The organism is Mesorhizobium zhangyense (assembly GCF_011045115.1).
Lineage (GTDB): Bacteria > Pseudomonadota > Alphaproteobacteria > Rhizobiales > Rhizobiaceae > Mesorhizobium_M > Mesorhizobium_M zhangyense.
Genome location: NZ_JAAKZG010000019.1, coordinates 1 through 21,342, shown reverse-complemented (window position 1 = coordinate 21,342; position 21,342 = coordinate 1). Strand labels below are relative to the sequence as shown.

The window sequence follows — 21,342 nt, the reverse complement described above, 5'->3', positions numbered from 1 at the left end:
GTCGGCCGGGCGGCTTCCCGCCCGGCCGACAGTGCTTACTGCGAGACGGAGAGATTGTTCGAGCTGCCGTTCTGAGTGAACGACGTCACGTTGTTCGACCCGTTTTGCAAAACGGCGGCCTGGTTTCCATTGGAGGCGCCGGCGTTGCCGACCAGGCCCGTGATGGAGTTGCCGCCGCCGATCTGGGCGAAGGCAAACTGGTTCAGATTACCTACGACCTCATAGGTCAGGCTGTTGCCCGACAGCGCCGAGGACGAGTCCTGAAGCGCTCTGCCCGCCACGAGGAGGCCACCAGAGCCGCTGACCAACGCTCCCGCGGCGCCCGTCAAGCTGCCGGAGCCGTTCGAGTCTCCCTGGAAGGAGATGCTGACCGTATTGAAGCTGCCGATCTGTTCGATCAACGCATTGTTGTCGTTGCCGGTCGCCATCGCCACTGCGTCATTGACCGAACCAAACTGGACGATGCCGAGCTGGTTGCCGCCTCCAAAGATATCGACCAGCGCGCTGTTGTCGGAGCCTTCCTGGTCAAGCGACGCGGCGTTGAGGTTGCCGTTGATGACGACAGTTCCCCCGTTCCTGCCTTCCTGATCGACCGTCACGTCGTTGTCGTCGCCGAGGATATCGATGAGCAGGTTGTTGCCGTAGTCGCCGCCGATCACGCCGAGCTGGTCGACGGCGACAGTGTTGGCGCTTCCATCGACGAGGATCTCGGCTTGGTTGCCGAGCGAGAGGCCGCTGTCCTGAATCAGGGCCACCTCATTGTCGTCGCTGATGCCGACGGTCCGGTCGCCGATCAGGATCTGGCCGATGTTTGTGCCGCCGGTCTGGCTGAGAGTGACATCGTTGCTGTCGCCGGTCGAACGCGCCGTCGCTTCGTTATAATCGCCGTCCTGATCGACGTCGAACTGGTTGCCATTCCCGTAAGACTCGAGCAGCGCGCTGTTGACCCCGCCAACCTGGTCGAGCGTTGCCGCGTTGGAGTTGCCGGTGACGAACACGTCGCCCACATTGCTGCCGATCTGGCCGACCGCCACTGCGTTCTGGTCGCCCAGGACGTCGACAGTCGCCTCGTTGTAGCCGACCGCGCCGAGCTGATCGACGGACACCTTGTTGGCATCTCCATCGACGAGAATCCCGGCTTCATTGCCGTACGAGGAGCTGGCGTCCTGGTTCAGGACCACCAGATTGCCGTCACTACCGGGGGTCCGGTCGCCGATCGCGATCTCGCCGAGATTGGCGTCTCCCGTCTGGCCCAGTGCGAACTCGTTGGCGTTGCCGGTCGCCCGCGCCACCGCCTCGTTCCACGAGCCGGACTGGTCGATGCCAAACTGGTTGCTGTCGCCGACGATGTCCAGCTGCAGGCTGTTGCCGTTGCCTGCCTGATTGATCAGGCCCTGCGTGACCGTCGACGAGGAGGTAACGAACAGGCCGAAGCCGGTCGTGCCGTTGGCGTTGCCGACCTGCAGCGCGTCCGCGGTGTTGCCGTCACCGACTTGAGAGCCGTCGATCGCGTTGCCGTTGCCGTCCTGGCTCATGGCGGTCGCATTGTCCTGACCGTTCTGGAGCGATGTACCGATGCGGTTGCCTTCGCCGGTCTGCCTCAGATTGGCGTCGTTGCCGCCGCCCGTCTGCGTCACACCGCCAGCAACGGAGTCAGCGTCACCGGTGCCGATGATGTTGCCGCCGGCGCCTTCGCTGGTCTGGGTGATGTCCACATTGTTGGCAGCACCCGAGACATGCGTCTGCGAGATGCCGGTGATCGTGGACTTGCCATCCACCGGCTCACCCGAAGCGGTTCCCTGGGTGACGGTTGCGCTGTTGAGTGTGCCCGAGCCGGTTCCGCTGCTCTGGTTAATCTGGTTGACGCGGTTGCCGTCGGAAAGCTGGTCGATGACCAGCAAATTGCCGTTGCCGGTCTGGTCGAGGCCGGTGCCGCGCGTACCAATCCCGTTGCGGCTACCTGCCTGTTCGACGTCGAGGCTGTTACCCGAGCCGGTCTGGCTTGCCGCGTCGGTCGACGTGCCAAGTTCGTTGTCGTCGCCGGCTGCCTGCATCACGACGCTGGAGTTGCCGCTGCCCGACTGGGAAACGTTTGCGTAGTTGTCATCGGCCCAGGCCGGCGCAGACACCAGCGCCATGGCTGTCGCGCCTAATAGCGTCGAAGCGAAACGCTTCGATGAGAAAAGAGCGTTCTTTTTCATGATTTTATCTATCCCCAACTGAGGTTTGAGAGATGGCGATGCCTGTCGCGCACGCACCGAAGCCGGCTTGGAGCGCATGTTGAACCCTTGGCGTCTGCGATGAGCCCTACGCCGCTCTCTGTCTGCGGCGTCGAACTGGATCAGACGACCATGCTTCTGAAGATGGGCGCCGGAGCAGGCGAACCAGGCTCCGGCCCCACAAAGATGAGCTTTACTTGGCAACCGCCGCCATATCGGCGCGCGCCTGCTCGACCAGATCGACGCCAATCTTCTCGCTGTATTCCTTAACGACAGGCGCAACGCGCTCGCTCATGGCTGCAAGCGCTTCAGGCGTGGGTTGGGTGATCTCGAAGCCCTTCGCCTTGAGCTCCTGCTCCAAATTGTCAGCCGCCTTGCGCGACACGTCCCGCTGGTAGGCTGCCGATTCCTTCGCGGCTTCCATGACATGTGCCTTATCTTCGTCGGAGAGGCTTCCAAACCATTTCTGGCTCGCGAGCAGAACGAACGGCGTATAGACGTGGCCGGTCTTCGCCAGATACTTCTGCACCTCATAGAACCTTGCTGTGTAGATCAGAGCGTACGGCGTCTCCTGGGCATCGACGGCGCCATTTTCGAGGGCGCTGTACAGCTCAGGCCAGGGAAGCGGCGTCGGATTGGTTCCCAAAGCCGTCCAGGTCGCAAGGAACAACGGGTTGGGTATAACCCGGATATTGATCCCTGCCATATCCTCCACCGTGTTGATCGGACGGATCTTGTTGGTCATGTGGCGGAAGCCGTTGTCCCACCACGCCAGCCCGACCATGCCGGTCTTTTCCGTCAGCTGTGCAAACAGCTGCTCGCCGACCGCGCCGTCCATGACGGCATCGACCGCGGCGAAGTCCTTGTAGAAAAACGGAAGGTCGTAGATCATGAATTGCGGAACGACGCCGACCAGGTTGGGCGTGGGGCCAACCATGATGTCGATGAAGCCGGCCTGCACGGATGCCTGCATCTCGGGCTCGCTGCCGAGCACGCCGTTGCCGAACGTGTCGATCTTGATACGCCCGCCGGTCTTTTCTTCCACCAGCTTCGCAAAATGGCGCGAAGCCTGTCCGACCGGATGGTCCTCTGTAGGCACATAGCCCAGGCGCGGGTTCTGAGCCATGGCCGGAGCGGCAGCCAAGAGGCCTCCCACGAGGGCTGCAGTTAGAAGCAGTGCTTTCATAGCTTTCATAGTTTATCCTCCCAAAAATGGTTCACAGGAACCAGGATGCAGGAACTGTCAGCTCGGGCGACAGGACCGGCAGTACGTGAGTTGCGCTCTTGCCGCTGAGGCGAAGGGTATGTTGCTTAGTTGACCACCGCGTTGAACGCAGCGCCGACGGCGATGTGACTATCCATTGCTACCGCTGCGATGAACACAGCTTTAGGAAGTCACCGGATCGACGCATGCGCATTCACCACGAGTGGACGAGACCAGCGGCCCGCCCTCGACGAGGACGGGCCATAGGCAGGATCAATCGAGCCAGCCCTTGCCCGAGATCGGGGGCGTCGGTGGGTTCGGCTGGCTGGCAGTCGGCGGCCAGTTATGCGTGCCGGTTGGGAAGGGATTGATGGCAACCCGCGTGTCGAACCCCGGGCAATGGTTCGCCGCCGAGTGCCAGCGTCCGGCCGGGACATAGACGATATCGCCGGCCTCCGAGACAAAGAAGGGAAGGCCTTCGATGTTGTAACTGATCTGACCTTCCATGATGAACCAGAATTCACCATAGTTGATGTGCCTGTGTCCCAGCGACGTGGGGGACTGAGGGTTGCAATTGAACGCCTGGCCGCGGATCGCGTTCACAAACAAGCCAGGACTGGTTACGAATGCGCTCGCCGAGGGCGAAGCAAGGAAATCCCTGAAAGTAGAATTGCCCGTCCCAAGGGCTTCTGCACCCGGATCCTGTCGCGTCAACGCCCAGGTCATCCCCGCCTGCGGCTTCGGCAAGGTTGCCGCCGCCTGCGGGTAAGTGATCTTGGCGTCCGCGGTGAAGACCTCGAAGTGCAGGGACGGCACCGCGCCGACGTTCTTCATCTGGAACTGCGTGCGCGCGGGAACCTGGACCATAAAGCCTTTGGTGGCCGTAAACGGCGTCTGGCTCCCGATCGTGAACTCGACCGAACCTTCCCAGACAATGAAGGCCGCGCGGGTATCCGATATGAACATGGTCGGCGACTGATCACCGACCGCCAACTGAACCCATGAAGCCTGAAGGTGCGCGTCGCTGACGACCTTCTGGTTCCAAGTCTTGGACTGATTGGCGGGCGAAATCTTGGCGCGCACATCGGCTATCGTCGTATGCGGCTTGTTCGGGGCCTTGTATGGTGCCAGCGCCACCGGCTTTGGCGTCCAGGTGAACACGGTCTGTGCGAGCGCCGCGGTGGACGATACCGCCCCGATCGCCAGCGCGGCCACGATGGCCAATCCGCCTTTCCATAGATTCATGAAAGTTCCTCCTCCATCTTCTGTTTAACCAATGGCGACATCACCAATCTGACCGAACCTCCCGAGCCAATCAGCTGATTCCACTATGTGGTCACGATGTCCAATAATGCATACTGGGCAGAATATTAACTCGTTGTCAACGCTTCATCGCTGCGCTTCAAAGCCCGACGATCAGATCCTTGCCCCTTGGGTTAACGTTACGGCACTGCACTCGGCTGACGGTGTAGGCCGCCTCGGCGGCCTATCTGCGTTTTACTAGGGAACGGGTGTGAGCGCCGCCCCAGTGTCGAACCAGGAGATCACGTTCTGTGCCACGAGGTCGGCCATCGCGGTGCGTGTGCTGACCGACGCGGATCCGATATGAGGCAGGATCGTCAGGTTATCGAGCGCCAGCATGTCGTCGGACACATTGGGTTCATCCGCGAGCACGTCGAGTCCGGCCGCCGCAATGGCTCCTGTGCGCAGCGCGCTGATCAGCGCATCCTCGTCGACGACGGTTCCGCGGCCTACATTGATGAACACGCCCTCGTGCCCGAGGGCGGACAGCACCTCGGCATTCACGCTGTTTGCGGTCGACAGATCCCCCGGAACGATGGAGATGAGCACATCGACGGCACTGGCGAGTTCCAGCAGTGAAGAAAAGTAGTCGTACGCGACGCCGTCCGCCGGGCGCCGGCTGTGATAGGCAACAGGAAGCCCGAATGCTTCAATTCGTCGAGCGATGCAACGACCAATCCTTCCCATTCCATAGATGCCGACCCTGCGGTTCCGGAGCGTCAGACTGCTGAGCGGATAATCTGATGCTTTCCAACGACCCGCGCGAACGAAAGCTGCCGCCTTGGGTATCTCACGTACGACGCTGATCAAGAGACCGAGAGTAAGATCGGCAACCTCCTCGTTCAGGACATCGGGCGTGTTCGTGACGACGATGTTTTTGGTGCGCGCGTAGGCAGCATCGACCGAGTCGTAGCCGACGCCATAGCTGGCGATAATCTCCAGGCTCGGAAGGACGTCAATAAACTGGCGATCGATTCTGGTGCGACATGCCACGCCACGGATCGAAGCCCGTACATCCGGGGACAGATGGGCGTGAACGTCACAGTCGGGGGTTTCGACCAGGTTGAAACGCGTTCTGAGCATGCGGCGGGCATGCTCGTGCATCCAGCCTGGTATCAACACGGTGGCGGTGGGTTTCGACAAAGGCTCTCCTTCCGGTTCGGGGGTGTCACTGCCGGCACGAATGACCGCAGGTGAATCAGGGTTTCGCACGGGAGGCCTTTGGATTGCGCAATGCGCCGATAGTGAGCCGCGGACTTGATTTTGGCTTCGAGCTCGCGGCGGCTGGCCAGTTCCTCCGGCGAAATCAGCATGTCAGCGGTTCCTGTACCATGTCCTCCAAAGCCGCCATCGATTCGACCATAATGTGGTCAATCTGTCCAAAAATTTGATAAGGGCCCGCAACCTCTTTGTCAAGACGGCGGGAACGCTGCAACCATAAGGTGGAGCTTGACAAGCGGGCGGTTCCGCCTAATGCTTGGACATAGTGTCCATATTATGGACTCGGCGATTCCAAAAAGGTCGCGTGCTCGTATTCACCGGCTGCACGAAATGTGCCGAATGCCAGACGGTGGCTGCAGCGATGCATGTGCGGAATATCAAGGAGTGTGGCAGCGTGAACAATATTAACTACCTTACAAATATCAATTTCGGGCTTGGAGCAGCCGAGTCACTGGCAGAAATTTTGCGCGAACTCGGCGTGTCGCGCCCTTTGGTGATCAGCGATCACGGCATCAAATCTGCTGGTTTGCTTGAGCGTCCGGTTTTCGAGTTCCTGAGAACAGCGCCGATCTTCCTGGACGTTCCCTCCAACCCGACTGAGAGCGCAGTTGCTGCCGGTCTCGCGCTATACAGGCAAGGCGGCTGCGATGGGGTAGTGGCGATTGGCGGAGGCTCTCCGATCGACCTGGCCAAGGGCGTGGCGCTGCTCGCCACGCACGATGGTGAACTTGAGCGTTATGCAGCGATCCTGGGCGGGGTGGCACGTATCACCGGCGCGGTAGCGCCGCTTGTGGCCATCCCGACAACGGCGGGTACGGGGTCCGAAGTTGGACGCGCGGCACTGATCACACTGGATGACGGCCGGAAGCTCGGATTTATCAGCCCGCACCTCATCCCGCGCAGGGCGATCTGTGACCCGGGGTTGACGATGGGGCTCCCCCCGGCTCTGACGGCCTCGACAGGGCTCGACGCGCTGTCGCATTGTATCGAGACGTACCTTTCCCCCCGCTATAATCCGCCTGCCGAGGCAATTGCCACCGACGGCTTCCAACGCATCTGGAAGGCCTTGCCTGTCGCGTACGCAGATGGCGCGAACGCGGAGGCGCGGACCGAATTGATGATGGGTGCCCTCGAAGGGGGCATGACGTTCCAGAAGGGTCTCGGGGCCGTCCATGCGCTTAGCCATGCATTGGGCGGTCTCAAGGAGGCGAAGCTTCATCATGGGACGCTCAACGCCATCTTGATGCCGACCGTCCTTCGGTGGAACATGGAAGTTGAAGCCGTGGCTCGAAAGGTCGGCTACCTCGAACGCCTGGCGGGACTTGAACATACAACGCTCGCAGATGCGCTGGACGGGTTGAACCGTAGTCTGGGCATTACGCCCAGATTGTCCGAACTGGGGGTCCCCCGGCACGTCATCGATTGGGTGTGTGAGCGAGCCCTTGCAGACCACAGCCATCCCACCAATCCTCGCCTGCTGACCAAGGAAGACTACGCCGCGATCCTTGAGTCCGTCTTCTAGGCTGCGAACCGTCAGAGAATGAGCGAGGGGGTCATTTCATGAGACCGATTATTATCGTAACGGGCGCAAGCCACGGCATCGGTGCCGCAACGGCTCGGCGGTTCGCCGCCGAAGGCTACGATGTCTGCATAAACTACCTCTCGGACACCACCGCTGCGTCCGAAGTCGTCGAGGCCTGCAAGGCCGCGGGTGCCCGCGCCATCGCGGTGCAGGGAGACGTGGGCAAGAGGGAGGACATTCAAGCTCTGTTCAGCGCCTGCGACGATGAACTTGGGCGAGTAACCTGCCTGGTCAACAATGCCGGGATCATCGGGAAAGCTGGAAAGATAGAAGAGTTGCAGCCTGCGGTGCTGGAAACCGCCTTCAGGATCAACGTCTTCGGCGTCATGTACTGTATTCAGGAGGCCGCGAAACGCATGTCCACCCGCAAGGGTGGCCAGGGCGGGACGATCGTGAACATGTCGTCGCTGGCCGCATTCCTCGGCAGCCCCAACGAATATGTCCACTATGCCGCCACCAAGGGGGCAGTGGAATCCATCACATTCGGCGCGGGCAAGGAACTGGCGCCGGAGGGCATCCGCGTGAATGCCATACGTGTCGGGACCACCAACACGCGGATACACACGCAGGGCGGAAATCCCGAGCGGCCGGCCAGGATCGCGGCGGCGACCCCCATGGGGCGCATCGCGGAGCCTGACGACATCGCGCGCGCGGCGCTGATGCTTGCGTCTCCCGGCTCCGGTTTCATGACAGGCACCCTGATCACGGTGGCCGGCGGGCTCTGATGCCCCGCGGTCGGGGTATTCCACAGGAGAGTGCCAGGCTGGCCTGGCACTCTTGCTGAGACCGGCCGCGTCCCATCCACGGGCATTCATTCCAGCTCAATTGCCGCGCGACGCCAGTCGAGCACTCTGTAGGGCGCCTCGTCCGCGTTCGATACAAGCATCAATGCCTCGAAAGATTCGCTGTAACCCGACCGCAGGGTGGTCCTGATTTCGACGCGCCAGCTCGGTGCCTGCTGCAGCGTGTTGAAGGCCACCGCCGCCAGCAACTGTTCGAGCTGCTCGCGTGACAGGCGGCCGGCGTGGAAATCCTTGATCGCCTTTCGCACCGACGGCGGCAGGCCAGGAATGTCGCTCAGCAGTCCATCATCGAGCGCTTCCAGGCGAACGCCGGCCAAGCCGGATGAGACGGTGACATAGGCTTCGATGGCGATAGCCATGTCGGGCGTTATTCCCGGGAAGGCGGCGAGTTCGGAGACCGTCTGAAACAGCTTTGTATCGTTTCCAGCCGGCTGCCCGGCGCGGCGGCCGATGATCTTTGTCGCCAGATCGTCCGCCGTTCCGGGAGCGGCGCCGGCGGCTCGCAACGCGCCAACGATCAGCTGCCGCTCGGCGGTGTTGAGATCGATCCGCAAGGCTTCATTTGTCGCAGAGACGGAAACAACCCCGGCAGGCAGGGTGATCGTTGACGATATCTGATCGCTCAGCGTGCCCACATCGTCGGCGGGGCCGGCGCGAATCTCGGCCGCTGCCTGCGAGAGCCCGGCTTCCGCCAGAATGCGCGCCGAAGCCTTGTCCTCCGTGACGCGCACGCTGGCCACGACACCGGTCATCTGCACGCGAAGGATGACAGCAAGGAACCCCAGGAAAATCATAATCCACAGGACGCTGACGAGGATTGCACCCCGCCGGCTCGTTGCCGAGTTCATGCCCATAGCCGCAAGACCCATTTCGCCCCCATGCTTCGCCACGAAACGCGACGCCACAATCCCGGTGAAATCAAGACTTTGCCCTCCCCGGCTCAAGCGATGTGATCACCATGCGGCGAGCAGCCACGCCCAGACGATGACCAGTGCCGGCGCGAGGAACGTTCCAAACGGAACTCGCGCCGCGGCCCGTAGCGGGCGGCGCAGGCGAACCGCGCGGATGACGCTGAAGATGAGCGCTGCGACCGAAGCAAGCATGATCTGGGCGCCGACACCGGCCAGCCCGACCAGGGCGGCGGATACACCGATCAGCTTGATGTCGCCGAAGCCGATGCCGTCGCGGCCGCGCAGCCTCCCGTACGCGAAGTCGAACAGGCACATCAGAAGCATTAACGCGCCCCCGGGAACGATGCGCCAGGCCAGCGCGGCGAAATCACCCGACTGGAACCACCAGTCAGCGAGCGCGACGAACAAGATGCCGGCCGTGTAGCGGTCAGGAATGAGCAAAGACGCAAGATCGTGGACCGCGATTGCCGCTGCCAGAAGGCATAGTGCAAGCGTCGACGCGATGAAGAATGCGGGGCTTCCGACGACAGCGGGCACGGTACCGACGGCGAGCGCGAATGCTACGGCGGCGGTAGACCACCGCCGCGCCCTCAGAAGCTTCATTCGATTACCGTCTTGGCAGGCCGCCGCAGCGGCACGTTCCTGGATGGTTCGTTCATCAGCCGCAATTGCGACCGCATCTGCTCGGCCACATGTTGCGCATCCATGCTGTCGCGAATGACCTGCGGCCGGATCAGGATGATGAGTTCGGTGCGCGTCGCGGAATTCTGGTTGGACCGGAACGCCTCGCCTATCACCGGAAGGTCGCTGAGAACCGGCACGCCGTCGCGGCCGCGCTGCTGGCGTTCGGCGATCAGGCCGCCGAGCATCACGGTCTGGCCGCTGGCGACCGATACGGTCGAGCTGACCTTTCGTTGCGATATAGTCGGCGTCAGGGACTGGGCCTGGCTGCGCTGGACCGAGCTGATCTCCTGTTCGATGACGAGGCTGATCGTGCCGTTTCCGGTGATCCGGGGCAGAACCTTCAGGATCACGCCGGTATTTCGAAACTCGACGTTGTTGACGATCGGTGCTTCCGGATCGGTGATGGACTGCGCGGTGCGGGTGACGATCGGGATCTCATCACCGACCTGCAGCAAGGCGGGCTTGTTGTCGAGCACCACAACCGAGGGCGTGGAAAGCACCTTGACCTCGGTAACGCCGCGCAGCGCATCGATGACGACGCGCGGCTCGGTGTCCGAACCGAGGAGGAGGTTGAACCCCGGAATGGTTCTGGACAGCGCAGCCTTGCTTGCTTCCGTAAACAAGCCCACCGAGCCTTTGTTGTTGCCCAAACCAAGATCGTTGGAGTTCAGGAAGAACTGCACGCCGTAGCGCAACTCGTTGGTCAGGGTGACCTCGGCGATCGTCGCCTCGATGGCAACCTGCTCCTGCGGCCGGTCGAGTGCCGTGATCGCCTGTTCGATCAGCCGCTGCTGGTCGGGCCGCGCGTAGATGAGAACGGTGTTGTTTTCCGGGTTTGCGGTGATGCGCACGCCGCCTTGGGACAAGTTCGTGTTTTCCGCCCCGGCAGCGACCGGCAGTTCATCCGCCATGCGCTGGTCCGGCGTCACAACGGCCGACTGCGAACCATCTGCACCCTGATTCTGGCCGTCGGCCTGCGAGCCGGGCGGAAACTGCGAGGCCGGGTCTTCCGAAGCCGACGATGACGAGCCGCCGTTGAATATCTGGTTGACCATCGATGCAAGGCGCCGCGCCTCCAGATGCTGGACCTTGTACACCCGCAAATTGGAGGCAGACGCGTCGATCCGGTCGAGCCGCTCGATCCAGCTCGCCGCGCGCTGCAGCTGGTTGCGCGTCTTGGCCACCACCAGAATCGAATTGCTGCGCTCGATGGGCTGGACCCTGATCGTGTTGCGCCCGCGACCGCCCTCCCCGATGTCGAGCACGCGGTTCAGCTCCGGCATCATCGTGGCCGCGCTGGAATTGCGGACGGGGAAAATGCCGACCGACTGGTCCGCCAGCCAGTCCTGGTCGAATGAGCGCGCGGCTTCCACGGCCGCGGTCCGCTCCGTCGCCGTGCCCTGGAAGATCAGCGCGTTGCGGCCCGGATCCTCGCGCACCATGCCGGGACGGGCGACGAAGTTTTCGAGCAGCGGCAGGATCGTGCTGGCGGAAACGTTTTTCAGGGGAAACACCGTGACGGCGTAGCCGGGCTGGATGGTGGCGCCCTGATCGAGTTCGGCTGCTCCGAACGCTTCGGTCACGGGCATCAGCCGCAGACGGTCGCTCTCGCGCACCATTGCAACGCCGTTGCTGCGCAGCGCGGATTCGAACATGGTCAGGATTTCGGGCGCCGGGGTCGGCTTCGACGTCGTGATCGAAATCTTGCCCGCGACCCTGGGGTCGATCGAATAGCTGACCTTCAGCACCTCGCCCAGCACGGTGCGGGCCGCGACCTTGATCTCTGCGTCCTCGAGGTTAACCTCGAACTCTTCGCCGCTCAGCCGCTCAAGCGACTTGCGCTCGCCGGTAGTCAGTTGCTGTCCATAGCCATAATATAGTTCACCTTGCCGGCTGTTCTGCGAACGGCCGAAACCGAGGCTCGACAGAAAACCACCGCCGGAAGGCTTGCGGGCACTCAAATCTGCGTTGGCGACTTTGTCCAGCGGATCCGGCCGCGCGGCAACGTCTCCGAGATAATCACCAGTCGAGGTACACGCGGCCACTACCGCCAAGGCGCCGGCCGCCGCGCCTCTGCGAACCCACGCGGCATAGGCATTTGGAGCGCCGCCTTGCCGACCTAACCTCACCTAAACACCCCACCCAAGCTTACGCCCGGGACCCCAACCCCGGAAAAGTTCCGTTCTATGAAGCGCTTGACAACCATTAAGCACGCTTTCTGCTTCCCACTCGGGCAACGGACACCTCGTCGACGTCGGTCAGCCCGAGGTAGGTGAAGAACTCGAATATGTGGAGCGCCTCGAAAATTGACCTGCGCCAGCGTGTGCAACTCTTCCCGCATCAGGGTCCCGCCGCTGTTCCTTGTCGAAACCCTGTGCCGCATAGGCGGAAAGGCCGTCGTCAAATATCCAGTCCAACTCCTCGACAGTTTGAGCCTCAATGGAGCCAGGACGCTGGCACGGTCACCAACGCCGGGAACAGAACTAGCAGCACAATAAGGATCATCTGGGCCACAAGGTAAGGCATGGCGCCCTTCGTAGCCGCCTCCATTGAGACTCCGCTGATTCCGCACACGGTGTTCAGAACCGTTCCGACAGGAGGCGTGATCAGGCCGACCGCGTTGACCATCATGAAGATCACCCCGAAATAGACCGGATCGATCCCTGCCGCATTCACGATCGGTATGAGGACCGGCACCAGGATCGTGATGCACGGTGCGAAATCGAGCGCCGTGCCGACGATGAAGACCGCGATGACGATCATACCCATCAGCAGGATCGGCGAGTCGATGAATGGACCGAGGATACTGACGAGCTGGGCGGGCAGATTGGAAATCGTCAGCATAAAGCCGGAGATCATGGAGGCTGCCACCAGCAGCATGATCACTGCCGTCAAGCGACCGGCGGCCAGCAGCGCGTCATAGAGCAGCCGCGGTGTCAGCTCCCGATAGACAAACAGCCCCACGAAAAGTGCATAGGCGGCGGCAACGACGCCGGCCTCAGTAGGTGTGAAGAGGCCGAACCGCAGTCCGGCCAGGATAATCACCGGCATCATCAATGCCCAAGCGGCGGCCATGATGGTTTTCGGGAGGTCCCTGCGCGGCAGTTTGAGCCGGACCGACGCCGTTTCCTTTTTGGAAAGGAACCACCAAGCGACTATGAGGCTCACCCCCATCATGAGCCCTGGCACGATTCCGGCGAAGAACAGGCCGACGATAGAAATGTTTGCCGTGACGCCCAGGATGATGAACCCGACAGACGGCGGGATGATCGGGGCGATGATGCCTGTCGCCGCCATCAAGCCCGAGGCTCTACCCATGTGGTAGCCGGCATCCCGCATCAGGGGAACCAGCATGACCGCGAGTGTCGCAGTATCCGCGATCGCGGAACCGGAGACGCTGGCAAGCACCAGGCCCGTCCCGATGACCACGTAGCCGAGGCCGCCACGGACATGACCGACGAGCGCCAGGGCCACGTTCACGATGCGTCGGGAGAGGCCGCCGGCGTTCATGAGCTCGCCCGCAATGAGAAAGAACGGGATCGCCATCAGCGGATAGCTATCCGCACCATTGACCAGCCGTTGCGCCAGGATCTGCGCATCCAGATTTCCCATCAGCAGCATCATCGCGACGCCCGATAGCATCAGGGCGAAGGCAATGGGAACTCCGATGCCCATCGTACCAAGGAGGGAAACAATAAAGACCAAGCCGCTCACGGTGCTTTCTCCGAAGTAAGCGCGGGGGGCACAACCGGTAGCGGCTCAACATGCTCCACCCCCGACCAGGGGGCGGGCAGGATGCCGCGCAGCGAGCGCCACAGATCAATGAGGAGCACCACAGCCATCAGGATGGCAGCGACGAGCCCCGCGAGGTAGATGGCGCCGACGGGAATTCCCGACAGTGCTTGGACGTTGCCCCATTCGATCACCGTGAGTGACCAGCTGCCTTGTGCCAGGAGCCAGCAGCACCAAAGCATCAAGCCATATGAAACAAGAAAGCAGACGCTGCGCGCCCTGCGAGGCAACCGGACCACCAACGAGTCGACGCCGAGATGCGCGCCCTTGGCGAGCGCCACCACGGATCCCATGAAGATGACCCAGACGAGGACCACACGGGACACCTCAACGGCAAAGGGAATGCCTGAGCTGAAGCCATACCGCAGCACGACATTCGTGAAGATCAGGAGGCTGATGACGGCCATGCCGGCGACGACGAAGATGTCGAAAGCCTTGAATAGCCACTGCGACGGAGAGGGCATGACTGCTCCCAAAGAGGTTGTGCGCGCATGCGATCGGCCTTCGTCGCACTCTGACGAGGATCCGTTGGCCGTCAGCGGAGCTACCAGCATGTCGGTCGGGCGCTGACGCCCGATCGCGTGACGGCAGGCCGTGCTGATGCGGTCGAACAGCGCGCAAGGTAAAGACGATGATCCCTCGAACCGGCATGGCAGAGGTTTCAGGCGACGCTTGCGGTGTCAGATACCTTCCACTACGGCAAGGTGGGCTTTGGCATGCTTCTCGCGGGCCTTGATCGCCGTCTGATACTCTGGAGAGTTGTAGCAGGCGAGGGCTGTATCGTAGTCTTTGAACTCGATGACTGCCAGACGGTTTGCGGCGGAGCCTTCCATAACTTGACTCTTACCCGCACGAACGACAAAGGAAGCGCCGTATTTGTCGAACGCTGCCTTGTTCAAAGCAATGTATTCTTTGTACCCCTCCTGGTCTGCAATGTCGACCATTGCGACCCAGTATCCTTTTTTCGTCATTTACTTCCTCTCCCCAAGAAATTCCTGCGCGCCCTCGCGGAACGTACGGATGGCCCGATGCGTTGACATTCGGTACATGTGCGTTTGCCGTTGATCCTCCTCGACCACACGGCTAGAACCGAAATCAGGAACGTTGACTACAATATGGACATCTTGTCCAAGGACGTGTAGTACCACCATGTTCCGTTGTCAAGCTTGCAAGGAGATGCGCCATGAGCCGGAGTGACGTCGAGGACGAAGCCGATGCAGGAGTTCCTACCCATGTGCAGGGGGCGGCCTCGTTCTCGAAGTTCATCACGGTGCTGCAGATCATCGCGGATGCCCCCGGAACGCTGGACATTGCCCAACTGACAAAGCGCGCGCCATTTCCCCGGGGGACGGTGTACCGCCTCGTTGCGGCGCTCATGGCGGAGGGACTCGTCACGCAGTCAGGAGAGGGCGGAACGTTTCGCCTGGGGCCACGCCTCCTCCAGCTTGCTGCCAAGACCTGGGAGGACTCCGACTTGCGGACGATCGCAAGGGATTTTCTGGTGTCGCTCCGCGACGCCACGGATGAGGCCGTCCACCTTGCGGTGCCCAGCAACAACCGGATGGTCTACATAGACAAGCTGGTAGGCTCCAACAGGGTGCAGATGAAGACAAGTATTGGGGGCCAGGTTGAACTTCACTCCACATCCGTGGGCAAGGCGTGGTTGTCCGGCCTGCCGGACCAGCGGCTGCTGGAAGTCATCAAGAGCCTGGACTTGAGGCGCCATACCGCTAAGACTTTCACGACACCCGAAACGCTGTTCGATGAATTGAAGCGGACGCGCGAGCAGGGATTCGCGTTCGATGACGAGGAGAACGAGCCGGACATCCGCTGTCTCGGCAGCCCGATCTTCAATCGTTCGGGGGAACCGGTTGGAGCGGTAAGCATCAGCATGCCCGTGTATCGGCACGACGCGCGGCGCCACGAGCTATGCGCAAGGCTGGTGCGCCAAACGGCGAGACTGATCAGTACCGAATTGTCCAGGATGGTGTAGCGCCCGAACTGCCGCTTGCGCGGTCGCGCCACCCGTCAACGCAGGTCGATGGCGGATAGATCATTTCGATTGGGAGGGAACGAAATGGGAATGCATCACCACGCCGGGGTATTCTTGGCCGCAGGCATGCTTATCGTCGCGTCGGCGGCACACGCTGCAGAAGAAAGTCGCGAACTCGGTCCACATGTCCACGGACGCGGGACCCTGTCGATCGCCATCGAGACGAATGATGTTCAGATGGAGTTCTCTGCGCCCGGCATGGACATCGTCGGGTTCGAGCACGAAGCCGGCACCGCCAGACAGAAGAAGGCAGTGCAGGCCGCGCTCGCCGACCTGAGGGAGCCGTTGAAGCTCTTCGCCTTGCCCGACCATGCGGAGTGCACCGTCACCTCAGCAGACGTCACACTCATCGCCGGCGACCGCGAGGACCGTGGCGCCGCCGTGGAGGCTGACGAAGCCGCGGAGACCGACGAGCACGAAGGCGGTCACGCCGAGTTCCGGGCAACGTACGCTCTCACCTGCGGGGATGCGTCCCAGATCACGTCGATGGACTTCCCTTATTTCGATCGCTTCCGCGATGCTGAGGGGCTCGACGTGACCATAGTCGACGCCAACGGCGAGACCGCCTTCGAGGTGTCGCGCGAGGCGCGCCGTGTGGAAAGATGAGGTCGAGGCGCGCGTCCTGGCCGACGCCGTGCGTTTGCGCGGTGTCGAATACAAGTGGGGCCCGCGAGATCCGTTTTGCCTGTCGGTGAGCGAGTTCGAGGTTTCCCGAGGCGAGCGGTTGCTGCTGCTCGGCGCATCCGGCAGCGGAAAATCGACCCTGCTCAGCCTGCTGACCGGCATCGCGCTGGCGCAAGCGGGAAGCCTGGAAATACTGGGGCAACCGCTCGATGAGCTCGGCAGCAGCGGGCGCGACCGGTTTCGCGCGGAACATTTCGGCATCATCTTCCAGATGTTCAATCTCCTTCCCTACGGCAGCGTCGTCGACAACGTCCTGCTGCCGCTCAGCTTCGCACCACGACGTCGCGCCCGCGCAACGGCCTCGGGCGGCATGGAGAGCGAAGGCCGGCGCCTGTTGTCGGCCCTGGGACTTCCGGCGGGTATCGGGAAGCAAACGGCGGCCACTTTGAGCGTCGGCCAGCAACAACGCGTCGCGACGGCGCGGGCGCTCATCGGCTCACCCGAGATCATTGTCGCCGACGAGCCGACATCAGCTCTCGACGACGATCGGCAGCAGGACTTTCTCGACCTGCTGTTTGGTCAGATTGAGGCAACGGGGGCGACCTTGATCATGGTCAGTCACGACCGGCGTTTGACGCAGCACTTCACGCGGGTGATCCAGCTCAACGACATCCTGACAACGTCGAAATGCAAGAGCGACACGAGATGATCGTCGCGCGCCTTGCCTTGCAATCACTGCGCAACCGATGGGTTACGGTGTTACTGACGATCCTGGCGATCTCCGTCAGCGTCATGCTGCTACTCGGTGTCGAAAAGGTGCGCAGCGGGGCAAGAGACAGCTTTGCCGGGACCGTGTCGGGCGCGGATGTGCTCATCGGGGCAAGGTCAGGCGCCATGCAACTCCTTCTCTACTCCGTATTCCGCATCGGCAATGCTACCAACAACGTCACGTGGCGCAGCTACCAAGATATCGTTTCGCGCTCGGAGGTTGCCTGGGCAATTCCGCTTTCCCTCGGCGACAGCCATCGCGGCTTTCGCGTCATCGGGACGACTCCGGATTATTTCGGGCACTTCCGGTATCGCGGCGGCCAGGCTCTGACGTTCGCCGTCGGTGCACCCTTTGATGATCTCTTCGATGTCGTCATCGGCTCGGACGTCGCCAGCCGGCTTGGCTATTCCACCGGCGAGAAGATCACCGTCGCGCATGGTGCGGGCTCCCTCGGGCCGCAACACGACGACCTCCCGTTCCGCGTCTCCGGCATTCTGGCAAGGACCGGCACGCCGGTGGACAAATCCCTCCATGTGAGCCTCAAGGCCGTCGAGGCCATTCATGTCGACTGGCGGTCCGGTTCACGGATCCCGGGGAGTGGTGACGCCGGCCGACCGTCTGCGGCAGATGTCGCTTCCTCCGAGGGCGATAACGGCGGCCATCATCGGCTTGAAGTCGCGCCTGCAAGTCATCGGATTCCAGCGCGCTGTGAACGAGTACAGGGCCGAGCCTCTTTCGGCTGTGCTGCCGGGTGTCGCCTTGCAGGAGATGTGGGGACTGGTCGCCACTGTCGAGACCGCATTGCTTGGCGTCTCAGCCATGGTCGTGGTGACTTCGATGCTCGGTCTGTCGGCGATGATCCTGTCGACGCTTAACGAACGACGCCGTGAGATCGCGATACTGCGCTCGCTGGGGGCGAGACCCCGCACGGTTGCAGGTCTTCTTGTCGGAGAGGCGACGCTCCTGACCGTGGCGGGAATCGCGATCGGTACGACCGCGCGCTATGCGGTCCTGATGGCAGCCCGCCCGCTTGTCGACAGACAGTTCGGCATCGACATCGGCCTTCAGCCTCCATCCGCGACGGATGCTCTGTTGCTGTTGGCAATATTGATCGGCGGAATAGCCGCCGGTTTCCTGCCGGCCTATCGCGCTTACAGGATGTCCCTCGCAAACGGCATGATGGTGAGAACATGATGACTTCCAGATTCATCTTCGGCAACGCGAGATCGACGCTCCGTGGCATAGCTCTCATTCTGGCTGTCCTGGGCCTTGGCTGCGGCGCGGCAGTCAGCGAAGGCGCCACCCAGCTGAAATGGGAGATGCTGATCCCGCCGACAGAACCGCTGGCAAATTTCCCGGAAGGACTTCCTTCTGAGCAGCAGGAGGCGTTGAGAAGTGTCCTTTACTGGAAAGGTCACCCATCGGGCGAGCTGAGCGAGGAGTTTGCCCTTCAGCGCGACGAAGCCAAAAAAGGGTCGACGCCGACAGGGAGACACTCTCAAAGCAGGGCGTCGATCTGGATGCGATTTACGAACGATACGTAGCCTGGGCCACAGAGGTCGAGAGGCGCGGAACCCTTACCGAGAAGACGTATGACGGCAAGCGGGTAGCGATCGCCGGCTATCTGCTGCCCCTGGATTTTGATCCAGCCGGTACGACCGAGTTCCTGCTTGTCCCCTATTTCGGTGCATGCATCCATGAGCCGCCACCGCCGCCGAACCAGGTGATATACTTGAAATCCTCCACTCCATTCGCGGCTACGAGTCTGTTCGAAGGCGTCATGATAACCGGCACGATGCGCGTGCAGTCTGAAAAGAAAGACCTCTCCTTCGTAGATGGTTCAAGCGAGGTTGCCTCGGGCTATCTTTTGGAGGGCGAAAGCATCGAGCCCTATCAAGGCGATGAAGGCGAGGAATAGTGGCCAAGTCCTGAGCGGAGATTCCAACTGCCAGTCGCGGGTCAGAGGCAAGCGCGGATGTGGATGGATGCGCTCAGCGAAACCCGGTGACCCTGAGCACCTCCGCCGGCGAGGTGAGACCTTGCCCTGCCTTCCTGGCACCGTCATGCGCCATCGTGCTCATGCCTCGCTCCAGCGCGAGCGCTTCGATCCTGGAGTGGTCTGCCCCCTGTGAAGCGAGTTCCGTGATCGCCTCGTCGAGGACAAGGATCTCGAACACGGCGATGCGGCCTCGATACCCTGTGCCGTTGCAACGGCCGCAGCCAACCGCGTTGAACACTTTCCGGCCCGGGGAGAACCCGACGGCCTGGTAGCGGGAGTCGGAGGAAAAGGTCTCGGACGAGAGAATTCCTTCCTGCTTGCAGTGATCGCAGAGCCGCCGCAACAGGCGCTGGGAGATGATGCCGCGTACGGCGCCGACCAGCAGATAGGTCTCGACACCCAGGTCGCGCATACGCGTGAAGGCCGCCGCCGCGGTGTTCGCGTGGACGGTGGTGAGAACGAGGTGTCCGGTGAGCGCTGCCTGGACGGCGGCATGTGCCGTCTCGCCGTCGCGTATCTCGCCGACCAGGATCACGTCGGGGTCCTGTCGCACGAACGTCCGGATCGCCGATGAGAAGGTGATGCCGATCGCCGAGTTGATCTGCGACTGCACGATGCCGGGGATCTGGTACTCGACGGGATCCTCGATGGTCACGATCTTGCGGCCCGGCTCGTTGAGCTTTGAGAGCGCGGCGGCGAGCGTCGTCGTCTTGCCGCTGCCGGTCGGGCCGGCGACGGCGATCATTCCATGGGTGTGCTCAAGTAGACGGTTCAGCGTCTGCCGTTCTTCCTCGTCCAGGCCCACGCCCGCGAAATCCAGCAGGACGCTGTCGCGGTGCAGGATGCGCATGACGACGGTCTCGCCATGGATGGATGAGAGGGTGGCGACGCGCAGTTCGACTTCGCGGTCGCCGACGGGAAGGCGCATCGCACCATCCTGAGGCTTGCGGCGCTCGGTGATGTCGAGGCCGGCGAGAACCTTGATGCGCGAGACGATCGCATCGCCCATTTCATGCGGCGGCGAAGGCATGATCCGCAAGACGCCGTCGATGCGGAAACGCATCACGAGCCGTCCGCGCATCGGTTCGAGGTGGATGTCGGTTGCCCTCAGGTCGAGCGCGCGCCGGAAGATGTCGTCGACGACAACTACAACCGGCGCGCCGCTCGCGAGATCCCGCAGGCTTGCGATAGCCGCTTCGGAGGTTGCTCCTTCGCCGGTGGCCTGGGCAACATCCTGGGTGCCGGAAAGGCGTTCCAGGCAGGATTCCAGGTCGGGTGCGGGAACCACGCAGACCTCGACGTCACCGTCGAGAACGGATCGCAGCGCCTCTATCGGGTCTGCGTCTCCGGGGTGGAGAACCCCTATGACGGCGCTCCCGTCCGGCGCCGTGAGCGGCGCGATCCAGTTTTCCACAAGAAATCGGTTTGAGAGATTCTGCGCGACGGGCCTGTAGTCAGCGAGCTGCTGCCGGTCGAGAAGCCGCACGCCATAATAGGACGACAGGAATCTTGCGAGGGCGTCGGCATCGACGATCTGCGCTTCGATCAGCCGATGTAGGTCGGAGGCTCGCGAGGCCGTGCTCTCACCGAAAAGGCCCCGCGTAGCCTCGCGGCTCGCCAATCCGGCGTCGGCCATGGACGACAAGAGTGAGTGTAAGTCTGTAAGCTTTGGGTTCATTGAACGTACCTGTCGCACTTGACCCTTGACCACAATGGACGCCGGCTTGCGCATGCCGAATCCGGCTGTCGGCTTAGTCCGCAGAGCGGTCTGCCTGACGTACAATTCCGGATCCGGCGGTTCCCCGGAAAGCTGCGCCAGACCAGAAGGCTGTACGGTATAGGTGTCAAGAGCCCCTGCCCTTCTACTCCCACCAGATTGTGAACCGGGTGCCACACGAGGTAGCGATTGAGAATCTTTCGTTACACCCACATATCGCCGCCAATGTTGCGAAACCCCCACTCGACCACGGCAAGCGTAACGCCCGCCAGCAGCTGGTGGGAAATCGTCACGACCATGCGAACGTGACGATCGTGGCCGAGGGCCGCTTCGGCCGAGGAAGGATATCAAAGCCGCAAAGGCAGACTGCGCCGCGTTGGAATGAGCAGGCTTGGAATGGCTGGAGCCCTTCCCGCTTTATCGCCTTGCTGTGCGTATCAATCTCAGTGATCCATTGCCTTG

General features: G+C 62.0%; 21 protein-coding genes. 9 read left to right on the top strand and 12 right to left on the bottom strand.

Features of this window, described 5'->3' with window-relative positions; all coding sequences use genetic code 11:
* Nucleotides 1–35 precede the first annotated feature (35 nt).
* The 4 genes from G6N74_RS27195 to G6N74_RS27180 all read right to left on the bottom strand — a co-directional run bounded on the left by G6N74_RS27195 (nt 36) and on the right by G6N74_RS27180 (nt 5,868).
* Nucleotides 36–2,201, bottom strand: a complete 2,166-nt coding sequence (locus tag G6N74_RS27195) for a beta strand repeat-containing protein (protein ID WP_165121128.1) — start codon at nt 2,199–2,201, stop codon at nt 36–38.
* A gap of 211 nt (nt 2,202–2,412) precedes the next feature.
* Complete coding sequence (locus G6N74_RS27190; protein WP_165121127.1) at nt 2,413–3,414, bottom strand: TRAP transporter substrate-binding protein; 1,002 nt, start codon at nt 3,412–3,414, stop codon at nt 2,413–2,415.
* A 282-nt stretch (nt 3,415–3,696) separates the two neighbouring features.
* Nucleotides 3,697–4,638, bottom strand: coding sequence for a cupin domain-containing protein (locus tag G6N74_RS27185; RefSeq protein WP_312857934.1), 942 nt, complete (start codon nt 4,636–4,638; stop codon nt 3,697–3,699).
* Nucleotides 4,639–4,923: 285 nt separating this feature from the next.
* Nucleotides 4,924–5,868, bottom strand: a complete 945-nt coding sequence (locus G6N74_RS27180) for a 2-hydroxyacid dehydrogenase (RefSeq protein ID WP_246246001.1) — start codon at nt 5,866–5,868, stop codon at nt 4,924–4,926.
* A gap of 472 nt (nt 5,869–6,340) precedes the next feature.
* On the opposite strand from G6N74_RS27180, the gene gbd reads away from it, so the two are divergent.
* Together gbd and G6N74_RS27170 are read left to right on the top strand one after the other, a co-directional pair.
* Complete coding sequence (gene gbd, locus G6N74_RS27175; RefSeq protein WP_165121125.1) at nt 6,341–7,468, top strand: 4-hydroxybutyrate dehydrogenase; 1,128 nt, start codon at nt 6,341–6,343, stop codon at nt 7,466–7,468.
* A 38-nt stretch (nt 7,469–7,506) separates the two neighbouring features.
* The gene (locus G6N74_RS27170) at nt 7,507–8,253 is read left to right on the top strand and encodes an SDR family oxidoreductase (protein ID WP_165121124.1); all 747 of its coding nucleotides are present in this window, start codon (nt 7,507–7,509) and stop codon (nt 8,251–8,253) included.
* Nucleotides 8,254–8,339: 86 nt separating this feature from the next.
* Here the strand turns inward: G6N74_RS27170 and G6N74_RS27165 are convergent, their stop codons facing one another.
* The 6 genes from G6N74_RS27165 to G6N74_RS27140 all read right to left on the bottom strand — a co-directional run bounded on the left by G6N74_RS27165 (nt 8,340) and on the right by G6N74_RS27140 (nt 14,689).
* Entirely contained in the window at nt 8,340–9,221 is an 882-nt protein-coding gene (locus G6N74_RS27165; protein WP_165121123.1) for a hypothetical protein, read from the bottom strand.
* Between the two features lie 63 nt (nt 9,222–9,284).
* Complete coding sequence (locus tag G6N74_RS27160; RefSeq protein ID WP_165121122.1) at nt 9,285–9,845, bottom strand: prepilin peptidase; 561 nt, start codon at nt 9,843–9,845, stop codon at nt 9,285–9,287.
* Nucleotides 9,842–11,971, bottom strand: coding sequence for a type II secretion system secretin GspD (gene gspD / locus G6N74_RS27155; protein WP_312857933.1), 2,130 nt, complete (start codon nt 11,969–11,971; stop codon nt 9,842–9,844). The genes G6N74_RS27160 and gspD overlap by 4 nt, the downstream gene beginning before the upstream one ends.
* Before the next feature lie 391 nt (nt 11,972–12,362).
* Nucleotides 12,363–13,640: a TRAP transporter large permease gene (locus G6N74_RS27150; protein ID WP_165121120.1), complete on the bottom strand. Its 1,278-nt coding sequence runs from the start codon at nt 13,638–13,640 to the stop codon at nt 12,363–12,365.
* On the bottom strand, nt 13,637–14,182 hold the full coding sequence (locus G6N74_RS27145) for a TRAP transporter small permease (protein ID WP_165121119.1): 546 nt from the start codon (nt 14,180–14,182) through the stop codon (nt 13,637–13,639). The genes G6N74_RS27150 and G6N74_RS27145 overlap by 4 nt, the downstream gene beginning before the upstream one ends.
* Nucleotides 14,183–14,398: 216 nt before the next feature.
* Nucleotides 14,399–14,689, bottom strand: coding sequence for a DUF1330 domain-containing protein (locus tag G6N74_RS27140; RefSeq protein ID WP_165121118.1), 291 nt, complete (start codon nt 14,687–14,689; stop codon nt 14,399–14,401).
* 212 nt (nt 14,690–14,901) lie between these two features.
* Between G6N74_RS27140 and G6N74_RS27135 the strand changes: the two genes are divergently transcribed.
* From G6N74_RS27135 to G6N74_RS30990, 5 genes are all read left to right on the top strand, one after another.
* The gene (locus G6N74_RS27135) at nt 14,902–15,711 is read left to right on the top strand and encodes an IclR family transcriptional regulator (RefSeq protein ID WP_165121117.1); all 810 of its coding nucleotides are present in this window, start codon (nt 14,902–14,904) and stop codon (nt 15,709–15,711) included.
* Nucleotides 15,712–15,795: 84 nt separating this feature from the next.
* Nucleotides 15,796–16,377, top strand: coding sequence for a DUF2796 domain-containing protein (locus G6N74_RS27130; protein ID WP_165121116.1), 582 nt, complete (start codon nt 15,796–15,798; stop codon nt 16,375–16,377).
* Nucleotides 16,364–17,104, top strand: a complete 741-nt coding sequence (locus G6N74_RS27125; RefSeq protein WP_312857930.1) for an ABC transporter ATP-binding protein — start codon at nt 16,364–16,366, stop codon at nt 17,102–17,104. The genes G6N74_RS27130 and G6N74_RS27125 overlap by 14 nt, the downstream gene beginning before the upstream one ends.
* On the top strand, nt 17,101–18,039 hold the full coding sequence (locus G6N74_RS27120; RefSeq protein ID WP_246246000.1) for an ABC transporter permease: 939 nt from the start codon (nt 17,101–17,103) through the stop codon (nt 18,037–18,039). The genes G6N74_RS27125 and G6N74_RS27120 overlap by 4 nt, the downstream gene beginning before the upstream one ends.
* On the top strand, nt 18,002–18,358 hold the full coding sequence (locus tag G6N74_RS30990) for an FtsX-like permease family protein (RefSeq protein ID WP_246245999.1): 357 nt from the start codon (nt 18,002–18,004) through the stop codon (nt 18,356–18,358). The genes G6N74_RS27120 and G6N74_RS30990 overlap by 38 nt, the downstream gene beginning before the upstream one ends.
* Nucleotides 18,359–18,662: 304 nt before the next feature.
* Here G6N74_RS30990 and G6N74_RS30985 read toward each other — a convergent pair whose 3' ends face one another.
* A complete protein-coding gene (locus G6N74_RS30985; protein WP_246245997.1) occupies nt 18,663–18,863 on the bottom strand; it encodes a hypothetical protein in 201 nt (66 codons plus the stop codon).
* Between G6N74_RS30985 and G6N74_RS30980 the strand changes: the two genes are divergently transcribed.
* Nucleotides 18,777–19,082, top strand: a complete 306-nt coding sequence (locus G6N74_RS30980) for a DUF3299 domain-containing protein (RefSeq protein ID WP_312857932.1) — start codon at nt 18,777–18,779, stop codon at nt 19,080–19,082. The genes G6N74_RS30985 and G6N74_RS30980 overlap by 87 nt on opposite strands.
* Nucleotides 19,083–19,155: 73 nt before the next feature.
* Here G6N74_RS30980 and G6N74_RS27110 read toward each other — a convergent pair whose 3' ends face one another.
* Nucleotides 19,156–20,841 (bottom strand): GspE/PulE family protein, encoded by a 1,686-nt coding sequence (locus G6N74_RS27110; protein ID WP_165121115.1) that lies wholly within the window; start codon nt 20,839–20,841, stop codon nt 19,156–19,158.
* A 209-nt stretch (nt 20,842–21,050) separates the two neighbouring features.
* Between G6N74_RS27110 and G6N74_RS30560 the strand changes: the two genes are divergently transcribed.
* Nucleotides 21,051–21,342 (top strand): hypothetical protein (locus G6N74_RS30560; RefSeq protein WP_205826891.1); only part of this gene is annotated, 292 nt, incomplete at its 3' end.